This is a genomic window from Mycoplasma sp. 4013 (assembly GCF_054353875.1).
In genome coordinates this window covers 13,567-30,895 of the sequence record NZ_JBTHHK010000011.1, presented here as the reverse complement: position 1 = coordinate 30,895, position 17,329 = coordinate 13,567, and the positions used below count along the sequence as shown (strand labels likewise).

General features: G+C 27.2%; 7 protein-coding genes. 2 read left to right on the top strand and 5 right to left on the bottom strand.

The window, feature by feature from the left end:
- On the bottom strand, positions 1-844 hold an 844-nt coding region (locus tag ACXYRO_RS03585), incomplete at its 3' end, for a beta-N-acetylglucosaminidase domain-containing protein (protein WP_458614333.1).
- The gene (locus ACXYRO_RS03580) at positions 844-6,045 is read right to left on the bottom strand and encodes an MGA_1079 family surface serine endopeptidase (protein ID WP_458614332.1); all 5,202 of its coding nucleotides are present in this window, start codon (positions 6,043-6,045) and stop codon (positions 844-846) included. The genes ACXYRO_RS03585 and ACXYRO_RS03580, both read right to left, overlap by 1 nt.
- Before the next feature lie 317 nt (positions 6,046-6,362).
- Between ACXYRO_RS03580 and ACXYRO_RS03575 the strand changes: the two genes are divergently transcribed.
- Positions 6,363-8,807, top strand: coding sequence for an N-6 DNA methylase (locus tag ACXYRO_RS03575; RefSeq protein ID WP_458614331.1), 2,445 nt, complete (start codon positions 6,363-6,365; stop codon positions 8,805-8,807).
- A 47-nt stretch (positions 8,808-8,854) separates the two neighbouring features.
- Positions 8,855-9,733, top strand: coding sequence for a DNA-methyltransferase (locus tag ACXYRO_RS03570; RefSeq protein WP_458614330.1), 879 nt, complete (start codon positions 8,855-8,857; stop codon positions 9,731-9,733).
- A 1-nt stretch (position 9,734) separates the two neighbouring features.
- Here ACXYRO_RS03570 and ACXYRO_RS03565 read toward each other — a convergent pair whose 3' ends face one another.
- Genes ACXYRO_RS03565 through ACXYRO_RS03555 form a run of 3 tightly spaced genes read right to left on the bottom strand, consistent with a single transcriptional unit; the run spans position 9,735 to position 17,135 of the window.
- Entirely contained in the window at positions 9,735-10,283 is a 549-nt protein-coding gene (locus ACXYRO_RS03565; RefSeq protein ID WP_458614329.1) for a TaqI family restriction endonuclease, read from the bottom strand.
- 20 nt (positions 10,284-10,303) lie between these two features.
- Complete coding sequence (locus ACXYRO_RS03560) at positions 10,304-10,480, bottom strand: TaqI family restriction endonuclease (RefSeq protein ID WP_458614328.1); 177 nt, start codon at positions 10,478-10,480, stop codon at positions 10,304-10,306.
- A 43-nt stretch (positions 10,481-10,523) separates the two neighbouring features.
- Positions 10,524-17,135 (bottom strand): beta-N-acetylglucosaminidase domain-containing protein, encoded by a 6,612-nt coding sequence (locus ACXYRO_RS03555; RefSeq protein WP_458614327.1) that lies wholly within the window; start codon positions 17,133-17,135, stop codon positions 10,524-10,526.
- Between the last annotated feature and the right edge of the window lie 194 nt (positions 17,136-17,329).

The following is a 17,329-nucleotide window of genomic DNA, read 5'->3' as shown; positions in this document are numbered from 1 at the left end:
TTTTTGCTTTGAAGTTCTCAAAATCACTACTTAATGATTCACTAGTCATCTTATTTTTTTTAAATATATTGAAAGCAAAAACAGGTTGTATGTTAGATTGTAAACTCTTGTTAACAAAAGGAATTAAAAATTCATTAAGTTGTTTATCATCATATAATTGTTTTCAATCAGAATTAAGGTATTTATCGTAATAATTACCATAAAAATACATATTAAGTTTGTGTTTTTGAGCATAATCAAGGTATTTAAAGCGTTCATTATTGCTTCAGTTGTTATTTTCTGTAGCTTCAATGATTCCGCGATCCTTGTAATCTGAATAATCTTTAATGATAAAACTTTCAATGGTGCGGTTTTGTAGTTGGTTAAAGATTTGAGTAAATGTTGCGGCTGCATAAAATTCTGATCCTTGTTTAAAACCAAAAGCAGTTATGATATTATCTCTACTTGTTAATAAATACGCATCATTTTTAAATTGAATATCATTGTTAAAATCAATATCATTTGCAATCATATTATCTACTAATTTATCAGAATTACCTGAATTTCCGATAAGAATATTAGTTTTGCCAACTTCAATTTGTTTGCTTAAGGAAACTTGATAATTCTTGGCTTTAAAAAAATTTTGCAATAAATCAATAGCACCATTAGAAATACCATCTTCAACAACCAAGTTGATTTGGTTGTTTAAAACATAATTTTTGTATAAATAATTAATTTCTTTAACTTCTGGATCAATGTTATAACTAACATGCGATGTATGATTTTGTGTATACGAAGCAGAAACAAAAAATAAAGAAGAAAGTCCTAGAAATGGAAATAGTTTTTTAAATTTACGAATTTTCATTATTTCTCCTTTATTTGCTTCATAAACCAAGGCAAAGCATATTTGTTTGGATTCGCTGCATTTGCACGAATAATTTGAGAAGCAAATGAGTGTTTGTTTTTAAGTTCAAATGGGTGTTCACCGTTTCAGTTAACTCCAAAATAGTTGTAATTTAATGCATCATAGTTTCAACTTACCGAGTAGAGAAAACCAACACCAGAATTTCATAAGGAAGCAAATGAATCATCACCGATATATCTACCAGTTCCGGATGCTCCAGCACCTGAGTAAAATGGAGCATAATTTTGTTGGTATCCAACATCCATCCCTAGTGTTGAATCAACATAGTATCGAGCCGGACGGTGATCTAATATAGCTGTTTGATTTGCTCTTGGATAACTAATTGATGCAACATCTTTTGTTACAGGTGAATTCATATTGTTATATTTTCAGGTGTAATCAATTTTTGCATTATTTAATTTAAATCAGTTTTCTAAATATAAGGCTAAATCAAATTTGCCTTCGTTTCTTGCTTTTGCAATTTGTTTATTAATATCTACAATAATAATAGTAGCATCGAGTCGTTCAGGGGTACGATTAGTGTTTAATAGTGGATCACCATTATTGTTATATTGTTGAATCCCGATTCATATGGTGGTTGCTTCATTACCACCTGCACTTGTATAATCAGTTCATCCATAGCGTCCACGAGTTGCATATGTAACTTCTTGTAAAAATGGAGCAGATATTGTGATATCACTAGTTCTAAAGAATAAGTTTTTACCTGATATTAGCGAAAAATCTCAAATCCCGCTTGATTGGGCATGATGGTTAGTGATTACATAAAATCTTCCATCATCTGGATCATTATTAACCTTACCAAGCATCGATGCGGTTGCAATTGCTCCACCAGGACTATAAGCAATTGATCTACCGATAATTGCACGAACTAATTCACTGTATTTTCCATATTCTTTTAATCGAATTGATTCAAGTTGCATTTTATACCCATCATGAAATTTAAAGGTAACATTTTGGTTTGGATTATAGATATTATGATCAAAAAGATATTCAGGTTTGTTATAGAATAAATAAGGTTGATTAAAAGTATTAGCCATTATTTTTGAATAATCAAATGCATTAGTATTTCAATGAAAATCTTCGATTTGTTGTGTTGAATCATATTTGACTTTTAAAGTAGCAGCACCATTAGCAAATAAAAACTTATATCCAGATAGCTCTTTTATTACCGATGATGTTGCATTTCTGGGATCAATTATAATTTTATTTGCTGGATTCTTAGTTCATAAGGCAAAATCGATGTTATTATTATTTCAACTTGCTTGCACCATAAATGTAAATTTCTTTTTATTTTTAGTTACATCTACAGCAACATTTACAATTTGCTTTTCTTTAATTTCATCATAATCAAATTCAACATCAAAAGCAGGATTTTCTGTAATACTAATATTATATCCATTTTGTATTATTGCTCCACCGTTGAAACTAAGAATTAATTTCCGATTCGATGTGTTTTGTGTAAACATCGGATCAAGAATTTTGTGTTGTAGTGTTCAAAAAATTGTATTTGTATCTTTATTTATACTTCACAATGCATCTTTTCAATAAAGTTCAAGAACCCTTTCGCGATGAACATTATTAGGTGCATTATAAATTGTTCTTAATGAATTTGCATCATTATTTGAATAAACAGGATTTTGATGTGGACTTCTTGGATTTTCTGTTTGAAAACCGTTTATTTTAAATCAACTTAATGATTTTACATGACCAGAAGCATTGCTTCCATCGAAAGTATTAACACCGAAGCGAATATAAGCAGATGTTGCATCAATTGCTTGAATTTCATCGATTCTTATTTCTGAGGCTGGTAAATCAAAGTTGCGATAGGTTAAAATTCCGTTATTACTTTTAATCTTGATAATTTGATTTAAATCATCTAGGTGTGATTGATAGTATGAAATAGTGTGTTTTACAAGTTTATTATTATCAACCGATATATCATCATAAGTAAGGTTATTAAGCATTATTTGTGGATAATGCAGTTGTTGATAATCATTGACAAAGTTTATTAAGGTAAAAGTTTGATTTGGTGAATATCTGCGATCTTGATGTTGCTTATCAATAAAACCGATTCTAAAACTTAAACCTCTTTTTCCAACTAATTTAAAGTCATAATAATAAGTAAAATATCTATTTCTAATACGGTTGATATCATTATTGTTAATCGGATATATAACTACATCTTTGTCATAATTACCTGTTCCAAATGGAATATATGTCGATAAATCCTTATTATCTGTTTTATTTGAAGCACTTCCTGATTCAATTTTAAAGAAATAACTAGCTGTAAAAAAGTGTCTTTGTTGTATAAAATCTCTTGCATTGATGATACTAAAATAATTACTTACATTACCATTACCTCATACTTGTCCATTGACTCTTACTTGCTGAATGTTGGCTTCATTTAAGTTATCGAAGATTCTGGCATCATTTGCATCAATTGCTTTATATCCATCAAAATCACTTTCTGTAAAATTGTCACCATTTTTGGGTTTTATATCAAAAAAGTCTTGTAGTTTAAAGTTAATCATATGAATCGGATTTGCATATAAATCACCTAAAAACTTAATTGGCGCTTCTTTACCATTAATTTTATATCATAAAATTAAATCAGCAGTTGCATTATAATTATCTACATTGATTACATCCTTGATAAAAATCTGATATTTACCAAATTTTGGTAAATCATAAACATCATCAAAAGCTTTTATTGCATCTGAAGCTAAATATTGTGCATGTGTATAATATGCATTAGGTTTAAATTTCAAGATGCTATAAAAATATTCTTTGCTTCCTTTTAATATCTTTTGAATTTCTGCTAAATCCTTAGCATCTTGTTGAGATGTGGGTGCATTATTTTCAAGAAAATCAACAGTATTCAATGTTGGGATAATAGCAGTCTTAATGATTTGTTTATTAAAAAGTACATTAAATTTAAAGTATAGATGCTTGTCTTGATATTTTTGATAACTTTCTATATCAAAGTTAAAGAAGTTTTCGATCCCATTGATTCTGGGTTTAAAAAACACCTTTTTATCAGTAAGTTTGATAAATTCATCCAAGGATAATTTTGATAATGATTCATAATCGACACTGTAAAATTGATCGAGATTGTTTAATATAATTTTGTTTATAAAAGGTTTAATATCATTAGAAAAAGGTATTTCTTTTTTAATTTCTGCTTTAATAAAACGATTGCTTTTTAAAAATACATTTAATGTAACTACAAGGATATTCGGATTGTTTTCTTTTAATTCTAAATTACTTACATCAAAATCAAAAACATCATCATCGCCTTCGTTTAAGAAGACACGATAGTTATTTAAGTTTATTGAACCTGAATGTAAATATTGATTAACATCATATCCATTTGGGTCCTTAGCAAGCGAAACAGTGTTATGTTTTGCTATTTGTTCTAATAATAATGAAGATAAATTATCATATGTTTTATTTATATCTATATTTTTTTCATTAAACCTTTTCAACGTGTAATAAAAATCATTTAATCTCAAAACATTTGTATCGATGTTTTCAATATCAAAGTCTTCTAAGGTATTTAATTCGCTGTTATAAATTTTGCTAAATAATATCGCAGAATCAGATAAAAAGAAATCTAATATTTTTTTAGTATCTATATGTTTTGCAGCGATAGCATCATTTGTTTTTTGTATTTCATTTTTAAGATTTTCTAAGAGCAATATAAATTGCAATGGATAATCTTTGAATTCATTAAATTCTTGCAAACTGTCTTTGCTATATGCTCGAGTTTTAAAATAGGTTTTTATTGATGTACTAAATTGATTATTTGCATTTATTTGCTGAATAAAATCTTTCTTTAGTTGAGCAAAATTACTTTCTTGTGCTTTTATTTCATTTGTTAAATATTGAACTTGTAAGGTATTAGCAAGGTTTTTCGATTGATCTAATAAAACATCTTTTTGTTTTGTTGTTAGAAATTTACTTGAATTTATTTTTTGACTTAATGCTTCAGCATATCTAATAATATCTTTTGAACGATAGTTATTTAAGATAATAAAGGATGTAATTAATTTGTTAACTTTTTTGACTTCATCTTTTAGTTCATTTAATGTAGCTAATGAATCAAAATTAGTATTCTTTAAATGAAGATATTTATTAACAACTACTTTTATTACATCACTAAAAATAATGGAATTTTGTTTTCTAAATTCTTCTATTTCTTTGATCTGCTGATTAATATAATTAACAGTTGATAAAAATTGTTCATCTTGGGCATTGACAAATAAAGAATTAGATTTAGTTTTTAAATAATTGATTAAATTTGCATCAAATTTATAATCAATATTCATTGATTTAATTTCGTTGTGATAATTTTTTAATTTATCGTCTAATATCTTCTGTTTTCGTGTTAATTCATCGCTTAGAATTTGATTTAGTTGACTGAATTTTTGATTAAGAGAATTAAAATCCATACTTTTAGAATTTATAAAATTATTAATATTAAAATCAGATTGACTTATTTGTACTTCATTATTAAAACTATATTTACTTAAATTTTGTAAATTCTTATAATTGGAATTAAAAGTTTTTAAATTTTCATTGAGTTTATTTTGAAATTCATTATTTGAAAAAAGGTTAATATTTTTAGGTATTGATTCAAAAATTTGTTGTTTGATATTATTAAAAGAATCATTATTATTTTGATTAAAAATTTTAGTAATTTGCTTTCTTAATTCTGATTGAGCATTATCTTTATTAATTTTCTTAATTAAATTGTCTAAATCATGAATCAAATTACTAAAATAATTATTTATGTTTTTATAATAAAAAGAAGAAGAATTAAGGAATTTGATAATTTCTTGATACTTATCTTTAACATCATTACTATCTCTTAACTTCTCATCATCTTTTTGCGATTTTAGTTCATTAAAATAAATAACATTTTTTGACAAACTATCGATAAAATTTCTATTTGTTATTAATTCTTTATTTCCTTGATAATCATTTTGTAGTTTATTCTTTAGATTCATAAAATCATCTGAATCTAAAAAATAAAATTTTTGCTTTGGGAAATCATCATTATTATTTGTATTTGCACATGCAGCAATAAAGATAACAGGCGAAGAAGTGGGAACTAAAATAGAAAATAATTTCTTTTTCATTGATATCTCCGATTAAAATATTTTTAGGTGAGAAATAAACATAAATTCATAAAAAATTTATGTAGTTATTTATGGTTATTTTTCATTCATAATATAACATTAGCAAACTAAATATAGTACATTTTATTTTATCAAATTTTGATAAAATTTTATTCCTTTTTTAGTTTATTTTTTTTATTATCTTTATTAAATATATGATGTAAATTTGAATATCTTCATCTTCTAAATAACAATAAATTATAAGAATATGAAAATATCCTTGTTAGATAATGTATAATTAATATCTAAATTGTATATGAGACTTATATGAGGTAATAATGAGAAAAGATAAAAATATAACACCATCAGTTACTGATAAATTACAGCAACTTGGATACAATCTTTCTGATTGAGATGATAGTCAGACTAACAAAAAATTAGATCAAAACATTCTTTTTGTTCTTAATACTGCTTCAAAAAACAAAAATAATCAACCAGGTTATCCGGATCGAATTTATTTTAATAAGAAAATAAATTTATTAATTTTAGTTGAAGAAAAAACAAATATCAAAGATCATTATGAAGCAGATATTAAAAAAGGTGCTATTTCAGGGATAAAATGATATTTATCTAAGTTCTTGAATAACTCATTATTTGACAATTACAAAATTTTAGGTATTGCAGTAAGTGGTGATTTATCAACTGAAAATTCTTATTATTTTGATTGTTTTAAAATAGCAAATAATGAAATTTTACATCAAAAGCAAATTAATAATTTTGTTAGTGAAAAAAAATTCTTATCTTTATTTTATGATTTTGATGAAGAAATTGCTATTGCAAATATTACAAAATCAAGTAAGAAAATAAATAAATTATTAAGAAATTTAGACAGTCAGCAACGCCCTGTAATTTTATCAATGTTAATGATATCTTTATATAAACCTAAAAACTACCTTAATAATTTTCCTATCACATATAAATATGCACAACAAGGGATAGATATTTTAAATAGTTTATTTTACACTATACAAGCTATTTTAGAATCACAAGGAATTTCTAAAGAAAAAATAGAAATTTTTAAAACTTATATACAAACATATAAACAAATTAAAGAACTTTCACAAACTAATATCTTAATAAAAATACTTGAAGAAATTGAACATAATATTATCCCTTTGTTTAACAATCAATTTGCTTCTAAATCAAACTATGATATTATTGGTAGATTTTATGAAGAATTTTTAAAATATGCAGGTGTATCTAATGTTAAAAAAGGAATTGTTTTAACCCCAAAACATATCACTACATTATTTACAAAACTTGTTGATATAAAAGCAAACGATGTGATTATGGATTTATGTTGTGGTACAGGTGCATTTTTAATTGCAGCAATGAATAAATTAATTGATTTAATCGAAAATAGTAATATACCAGACAAAGAAGCAAAAATAAATAACATAAAAGAGAATCAACTTTTGGGTTTTGAAATTAATCCGACAATGTTTATTTGTTCTATTTCTAATATGTTATTCCGTGGTGATGGTAAATCTAGAATTTATAACATTGATTCTATAAATGATAAAAAAAGTGATCAAATTATTGCACAAGTTAAACCAACTATTGGTTTTATAAATCCACCTTATTCAGGTGAAGAAAGCTCAAGTAATCCCACACCAAAAGAGATTACATTTTTAACTAAGATGTTAGATAACTGCAGCAGATATGGAATAATTATTGCTCCATTATCAATGTATTTTAAAGATCCTCATCGTAGACAAATGATTTTAAATAAACATACTTTAAAATATGTTATTAATATGCCATCTGATTTATTTAAACCAAATGCGTCAACATATACTGCTATTGCAGTTTTTCAAACACACCTACCACATGATTATAAAAAAGATGTAAAGTTTTATAACTTTGATGATGGCTTAGTTGTCACTGCAAAAGGAAGAATTGATTTATATGAAAAATATGCAGAAAATGAGGCAAAATTATTAGATTTTTTATTCAATAATTATTTTGATACATCCAAAGCTATCAGTGTACCTATTAAACCTGATTCAGAATGAAATGTGCATTCGCATCTAAAAACAAATTATTCAAATTTAACTAAATTCTCTTTTGAAAAAACTATCAAAGAATTTTTGATTTTTCAAATCAAAAGAGAAATGGATATAGTTGAAAAGGAAATATCAGATTTTGATTTAATTTGATATATATCTAAATCACAAAAATTTGATAAGTTGTTAGTTTATTTGAAAAATAAGCAAAAAGATGAAAAAATTGATATAAGTAGTTGAAAAGAGTTTAATATCAAAGAAGTTTTTGATAACCTATGTAAACTTGAAAAAGGTAGATTAAAAACAACTCATCAATTAATAAAAGGCGATAATATTTATTATGTAGCTGCTAAAAAGACAAATAACGGAGTTTTAGAAAAAGTTGAATATGATGAAGAATTAGTTACCAAAGGAAATTGCATTGGATTTATCACTGGTGGCGATGGTTCAGGTGGATATAGTTTATATCATCCTGATGATTTTATTGCTAATTCGTTTATTACAATTGGAAGATCTAAACACTTAAATATCTATACTGCAATGTTTTTGATCACAATTTTAGATCAGCACCGTTATAAGTTTTCTTATGGTAGAACTTGACAATCAAAGCGATTTGATCAAACATTATTGCTGCTACCACAAACAACCGATGGTAAAATAGATTGAGAATATATTCAAAGTTTTATAAAAGGAATGAAAATTTCGGAATTATTATAATAAATATACAAATTTAAAATTTGTATATTTATATAAAGAAAGTAAATATGCACAAAATTTATGAATTTAATAATCAAATTATAAACGTAGATTGTTTAGAAGGTTTAAAAAATATACCAGATGATTCAGCCGACGTAATTATTATTGATCCACCATATAATATAGGTAAAGACTTTGGTAACAATAAAGATTCAATGGATATTAATGAATATATCACTTGAACAATGCAGTGATTTAGAGAGTGTTATCGAATATTAAAGCCAAATGGTTTAGGTTATATTTATGGTTTTAGTGAAATATTAGCACATATTTCAACTAAAATAGATCTAAAAAAGCAACGGTGACTAATTTGACATTATACTAACAAAGTTACACCTGGTTTAAAATTTTGACAGCGTTCACATGAAAGTATAATTTGTTTTTGAAAAGATAAACCTAACTTTAATATCGATGATGTTCGTGTTCCATATACAGAAAATTTTATAAAAAACTCTGCTGGTAAAAAGCGAACTTCAACTAAGTGTCGTTTTAATAGTGATCCAAATTATCAATCCTATTACACCCCACATGAAAAAGGAGCATTACCTAAGGATGTTTTTGAAATATCCACTCTGGCAGGCGGAAAAGCGCTTCAAGAGCGCTATTTTTACTGTAAAACACATAATATTTTTTGCAATCCGAAGCAACGAAGAGACCATGATGAATGTGATATTATTATCCATCCTACTCAAAAACCTATGGATTTAACTCGTAAATTAATTATGGCATCAAGACCAAAAGGTCGTAAATTTAATGTTTTAATTCCGTTTTGTGGTTCAGGTAGCGAATGTTATGTTACCAAAGAAATGGGTGGAAATTATTTATCATTTGAAATAAATCCTAATTATATAAAACTTGCTGAAAATATTGTAAATTTAATTAAATAAACTAAATATACAATATTTGAACTTTATTATCAATCAAATCTTTAATTTCTTGAAAATATTTAAGTGTAAAAATTACAAATCCATTGTTTAGTTTTTGTAAATACGGACTATCTCCATTTAATCCATACAAATATGCATAATCTTTATAATCACCTTGATTATGTTCTTTGGTTTTCTTTACATACTTACATTTTTCAACTTGTTCATCAGTTATCACAGTATAATAAATATCAATAACTTTATTTGCAATACTTTGTTTTTTCGCTAATGAAATCCTGTTTCTGATTTCTTTTCTACCTGTTTCCTTTTTAATTTGTAACCCGATTTTGACACCTTTATAATCTATTAGAATATCGATACCATCTCGATCTAAGTCACTTGATTGAAATACATTTTCTTTACCAAAAACTCTTTGACAACAATAACCTGCTTGAATTTGTGTAATAATTGATGCTCAGGTTCGATATATCCTTGCTTCTATACCTTTAAATAAACAACATTCGCATAATCCAATATGATTTTTATTGAAATTTAGAATTTTTGCTTTCATATCGTCGGTTAAATAATAATTTAAATATCAATCATCAAATCAAGTAAGTTATTATTATGTCAATAAACTTGATATATAGCATCAAGTGCTTGGATTTCTTTTGGTATATCTGCTTCCATAATTTTGATATTTTTATATCTAGTGCGATATAAATCTAAGTTTATTGATTCTAGAAATTCATTGAATGCATTATCCATACTGGTATTTTAACACAAAAATAAGCATCCATAGATGCTTATTTTATTTACGTTTTTTCTTTATAAAATAGTATGTTAGCCCACTAATGATACCTAAACTTAAAATTCCTACTATAACTCCTACAGCTATTTTTCAACCATTAGATGATTTGATTTGTTGTTTAGGTTTCTCTGCTGGTTTTTCAGTTGGCTTAGGATTTTCAGGTGTATTAGGTTTAGATTCTTGATTTTTGTTAATTTCATCAATTTTCTTTTGAACTTCATCTTTTAATGCATTAACATCCTTAATGTTATTTTTAACTTGCTCATGTTTATTATGATATATTGCTTGCAGATTATCAGGAAGTTTTTTGATTAATGCATCAACATCTGAATTCGCTTGATCTAATTGCTCCTTAGCTTTTTCATCTTTTGCTTGTTGTGCTTGCTTTTCATCATTAATTTCTTTATCTATTAAAGTTTTTAGTGAATCTAGCTGTTGCTTAGTAGTGGCAGCATCAATTTGAGCGATGAATTGACCTTTCTTGGTTGAATCTAAGATTTGATTTGCAATTCCTTTGATATTTTCTTTGTATATATCAAAGTCTGCTTGTGCTTTTGCTTCTGCTTTTATTTGAGCATCTGCTATAAGATAGATTTTTTGTAAATCAATAATATTATCTGCATCTGACATTTGATTAGTTAAATCAGATTTTATCTTTAAGTCTTTTATTTTATCAATTAAGGCTTTTGTTTTATTTCTTTGATCTTGTAATTTTTTGGTTTCTTGTGCATTATATAAATCATTAATTTGCTTTAAAATTTCACTTAATTTATCAGCTGTTAAATCGGAAGCATTAATTTTGTTTGCAAAATCTTGTTTATCATCTAATTTTTCTAATTGAGCTAGAGCATATTTTTTTGCATCATTTAAATTAGATGGATTAATTTTCAGCATATCTTGTGCATTTGTTATCTGACTTTGTGCATCATTGATTTGTTTTTCAGTAATTCTTTGAACATCGATTAGATTATTTTTAATTTGATTAAAAACTCGACTGTAATCAGCATATGAATCTGTTGTATAGATATTGTTGGTATTAGGAATTTGTGTTTTGGTAAGAAGTTGATATTTTGAAATCAAATGATTTCTTTGCTCAATTGCTTTATTAGTAGTTGTTTTCAACGATGCTAAAGCTTCATCAATTTGGTCAGAAGTAGCATCAGGGTTACTTATTACCACACTCTGTTGATTAATTAAATCAGCAATATTTTTAGATAAGCTAGGAAAGCGAAGTTGATATTTATCTGTAAATCCATAAGCATCATTTTCTAAATACTCATTATATGCTAGTAATTTAGCACCTTTGACTGATGCTACTAAGGATTTGTATGCATGGATATATGCATCATTAAGTTTTTTTAACTCAACTGCAGATGGATTAGTTTTTCTTAACTCTGCTTTTAATGCATCTGATTTCTCTTTTAACTGATTATAGGAAGCATCGGTATATTCTAACTTATTAATAGTATCGAAATTTTTGATGTTAAGTTGTGCTATTTGTTGTTGAACATCAGAAACAACCAGTGATTCTTTTGCTTTTTGATATGCTTGTTTTAGTGATGTTACAGTAGAATCGGTCAAATCATTTGTATTTTTCAGTGCTGCTTTAATATCATCAATAGCATTTTGATATTTACTGTATGAATCAAGAGTATAAACAACATTATCAGTGTTTTCTAATACAGAATTTAAAATATCTTGTAATTGTTGTTGTTTAGTTGTTTTAGTTAAAGCAGAAGATTTAGCATTTTCTAGTCTGGTTTTAATATCATCAATAGTTTTTTGTGTTAAGAGTTCATCATCCTTAATTGCTTCTTGAGCAATAGCCTTAATTGCATCATAATTTGTCTTTGATTTGTTTGTTCAATTGTTATAAGTTGATTCAATGTTTTCTTGAACTAAGGTTTTTAAAGTATTTTTATCAGTCTCGGCAGTTTGGATAATATCATAGCCTATTAACTCAGTAATTTTTGGCTTAGGTTTACTTGCATCTCAATCGATTTCGACTGATATAATTGCTTTATTTGTTTGATGTGGTAGTTTGAATGCAACAATATTTGTAAATAATTTACCTACCAACTTCTTTTCTACTGCATTTGTAGATGTATCAAGAATATTTACATAAACTGATGCATATGAATCTCCATCTGAAACAACCCTTAAATTACGGTTATCAAAATAACCTTTTTCGATGTACCAAATTAACTTACCAGCAGCATTTTTAGGTTCATAATATGTATTTAAATTTGAATCTAATGTATTAGCAGGTTTGGTATCTTTTGAAATTTCTGAGTAATTTTCTCCTCCAAACCTTGGATCGTTATCGGCAGAGATATAGACACCTTTGTTAACTAAAATTTCATTAATTGTTAATGATGTATTTGCTGGATAATCTTTGGTTATCTTTAGTTTTATATATCTAGCTTTTGTAGAGATATCATCTTTTCCTCAATATTTAGCATTTGGATATTTTGGATCTTCTGTTCCTGCTTGCACATTTGCTAAGTTATTAGTTGAATCGGTAGTATCATTGATACTAAAAAGCGATGTTCAATGAGCAGATGTTTCATTAGTTGCCGATGCTAAAACTTCTATATTTCTTGGATAATTTGAAGTTGATTTACTTGCATAAATCCGTAAAGATTTTAAATCAATTTGTTGACCTAAATCATAGATAATTTCATTATCTTTTTTAGGTGTTGATGTAAAGCTAACTGAAGTGTTAATGTCACCATCGAAAGCATAATTTGAATTTCTTGTATCAGTGTTGTTATGATTGTTTGCTATGGTTGAAGAAACTAAATATCCAAATGTTTTAACATCTATAATATGAACTTGTAAGTTTTTAAAAGCAACTGATAAATTAGTATCCGAATTGCCTGTCTTTTTGTTTATTAATCTCACAAATTGCATTCTTACTGGAGCACTAAGTGTGTTTTCAACATCTGTTCATTGATATCCGTCTGATGAATATTGTAGTTTTAGATTTGTATCTGGATTTGTTATATCTTTTGTTATTGAATCTACATTATATACATCACCTAAATCAATACCGATGAATTTGTCCTTTGCAACAGTGATATTCGAGGTTGCATCGGGGGTATTTTGGTTAAATAATTTAAATGTATTATCAATTTTATCTGTAACAAGATTTGGACTTTGGATATCGGTGAATAAGTATTTATTTGATGGCTGTGGTTTTTCAACAAATGATACATCGTGCAATTTTCATCAAGTTTGCAAATTATCTTTTGATTTAATTCTGATTCCAGTTATAATACCCCACGAATCGGGGATGTTAACATTTTGATCATTTTTTGCATCAGTGATATTTTGAACATCTGAATCAATTGGTAAGTTATTTCTTTTTGCTTGAATAACGATATTATGTACTTTATCAGCATTCTCTTGCAAAATTCGTAATGAGGCAATTTGCATCGGACGCTTGAAATCAATATCAACATAATCACTATTTTGCACATTTCCATTATCAGAATGTGACAGTCATGCGAAACTTTGATCATTTGCATCCAAAACATGGTCTAAGTTATAATCTTGATAAACTTTCATGTTTGAAGAAATACGATATTTTTGCTTACTGGTATAATTTGGTCCATATACTGAAATATCAGCTAATCTTCATCATACATGTTGTTGTGCTACTACTTTAAATCTAAAATCCTTAGCATTAGCATAACCTGAAATATATTGAATTTGTTGATTATTAAGATGAAATGCTCCAAATTGTTTTCATTGTTTACTTGAGTCTGTTTCATTTTCGTCCTTATATTCAACAACGAAATCATTTAATGCATCAGCAGGTTTTGATCAAGCTTGTTCTACTCGGATTGATGTAACAAGTTGCTTGCTTGGTAAACTGAATCCTAGTGTGTCACCGACGAAAACAGTATCATTTTGACCGTTTTTAGCATTAGAATATCATCCTTCTGTTGATAATTTATTATCAGTTAAATAAGCAGGTCCACTATGTGCATCAGGTTGATAAGCATCTTTTGATTGCATAGTAGTATTTGCTGGATTAAATTGTAGCCCTGTATATGCAATATCACTTGCAGCTACATCTGGATTAGCACGAAATTCTAATAAACGTAAATTTTTATTATTTCTTGGTGCTTCTTCTGTATCATATAGTCTTATTGCAATTACATTATATATAGTATTAAAACTTATATCTTTACCTGTTGATTCATTATCAGAATAATTTATTGATGTTTGATTTGGAACATCTACTCATTGGTCACTGTTATTTATTTGATATTGTAATTTAGACGTTAAAAAGTGATTTCCTTCTGCCCCTACAAATTTAACAAAAACAGAATGTAGCGAAATAGGATGATTAAATCTTGCTCCAAATCAATCACCTGCTTTGATGCCAGCACTAGCGTCGTTAGATTGAGTATAAATAAGTTGTGTTGTATTATCTTTATTAAAAACAACTGATGGATCGATGTTTCCTTGTTTACCTTTCATTTCAGTGATAAAAGTACTGGTAAAACTGCTAGGTTGCAATGTTTGATTATTAATTTTATTTAAGGTTCAATCAATTAATTTTTGTGCAAGTGGTTGGATGTATTGTGAACCAGGAATAGCATTTAACTGATTACCTAAGTAATCGAAACTATGTTTTTTAGATGCATCGATCAAATTTTTACCTACATTAGCAAATTCAATAAAGTTATCTGGCTCACCATTTTTATAACTTTTTAACCCATTTAATAACATAGTAATTCCAGCAGATAATTCTTTAAAAGAATCAAGTCATGGTTTCATTTGAGCAATTAACTGTGGATTTAAAGTAGAAGATGAAAAGATTTTTAAAGAGTTTGAAATTGTATTAAATGCATCGATTAATGAATTGATATCTGAATCAGTAAATGAATCATTAGATAATTTGTTTTGCAGTGTTGTAATTATATCCTTGATATTTTGTGATTCTTGTAGTTGTGGGGGAGATAAATTACTCTGATCTTGATGAATCATATGTTTTGCAATTTCTCTAAATGCAATTGAAACTGCGTTATCAAATTCGGAATTATTTAGTACATGTTTAAAGGAGTTTTCTCAAATTTTATCTGCTTCTGCATTGGATTTTCAAACTTTTCAAGCATAGTTTGCTCCACCAAAAATAGCAACTTTTGATGGTTGTTCTTGTTGCATCGGATTTAGCAGTAATCCTGAAAACTTAGAAGCATCCACACCTGGTTTTAAAAAGTCTTTGTATCCACCTAAAATCAGTTTGGTTTTGGCTTGATCACTAACTGGTCAATTTATCCATAATAATGGTGGATTCACCATATTTGCAGTTGTTTTTGACTCTGTATTTTGAGTTTGTATTTGATTTGATAATGTTTGATCGTATTTTTTTAATCAATCATTATTTACGGTTCCGAAAATTGCCCCTGAAGTCATTACAACTGATACTTCTGGAGGAAAACTTGCAAAATATTTTTGACCATCACCCATATACTCATCAACTACATAAGGTATGGTTAGAACTAAATCAGGATAATCTTTTTTAAGTTCTTTTAATCAAGAAACTAAATCTTCCAGAAATTTCTTTTGTTGATTTTCAGATTGGGTTTCAGCATTTTGATCATTACCTGATTTAAATGGTTTACCAAAATCATCACCTAACACCCCGATTTGACGAACACCTGCATCGATAACTTGCTTAAATTTCGCTTTCAATGCTTTCAAATCGCTATCATAGTTTGCAATAGTCATTCTGCTATCTGAAAATGGATGTAAGGTATAAATAAACCTTACTTTGGTTTGATTACCAAGTTTTGCAAGCGGTTTGATCAAACGATCAAGTTCATCTTGTGTATATAACTCTCTTCATTTGCTGCGATGTTTTGGATCATCTTTTGGAGAATACATATATGCATTAAGTTTATAGTAACTACCCCATTTCATATAATCTTGGCGATCTTGTAAACTCCAAGGATTTCCATAATATCCTTCAACAACTCCGCGAGTTTTAACATCTGCTCAATCTTTGATTTCAAAACTTGCAATTTTGTTCCCTTCAAGTTGTTTAAAGATATGTCACAAGGTGGTTGCTCCGTAAAAAGCAGCATCGGAATTTTTAGCCATAACTGTTATATAATCAGTTTCTTGTCCGTCGATATCAACTTTTTTAGAATCCAATTGATATGAATCGATTTTAGTATTTAAACTATCATCTAAATCGATTCTTATTTCTTTAACTTTTTTATCAACTAAATCATCTGTGCTATCACCTTTGATTCCGACTAAAATATTAGTTTTACCTGCTATAAACCTGCGTGTTGCTTTATATTGCAAGTTTTTTAGTTTTAATACTTCATCAAAACGTGCAATTGTTTCATCATCAATTCCTTCTTCAAAAACGATATTTACATCATTTGTGATTAAAAAGTCTTTATCTTTTTGATATTGTGATTGTTGTACACCTGGAAAAATTTGATAAAGTGAATCGTTGTTTGTGTTATCAACTGATTTAGAACTATCTTTATTAGTTGCTGGTTGTGAATCAGTTGCTGAAATACTTGCTAGTAATCCAACTGCTGATGCAGATACTAGCAAGGTTCTGAGTTTTTTTAAATTCATATAAACCTCTATTATGTTTTAAAAGGTATATAAATATATTTCTTCCTATATACAAGTGGTTTTAGTGAAAGCACAACCTATATATATATATATATATATATACGGAGCAATTATAACAAACAAGGAATCAACATCATAATAGATGAAAAAATTTTACATTGTTTTGTTTTATTGTAACAAGATAAACCAAAAAT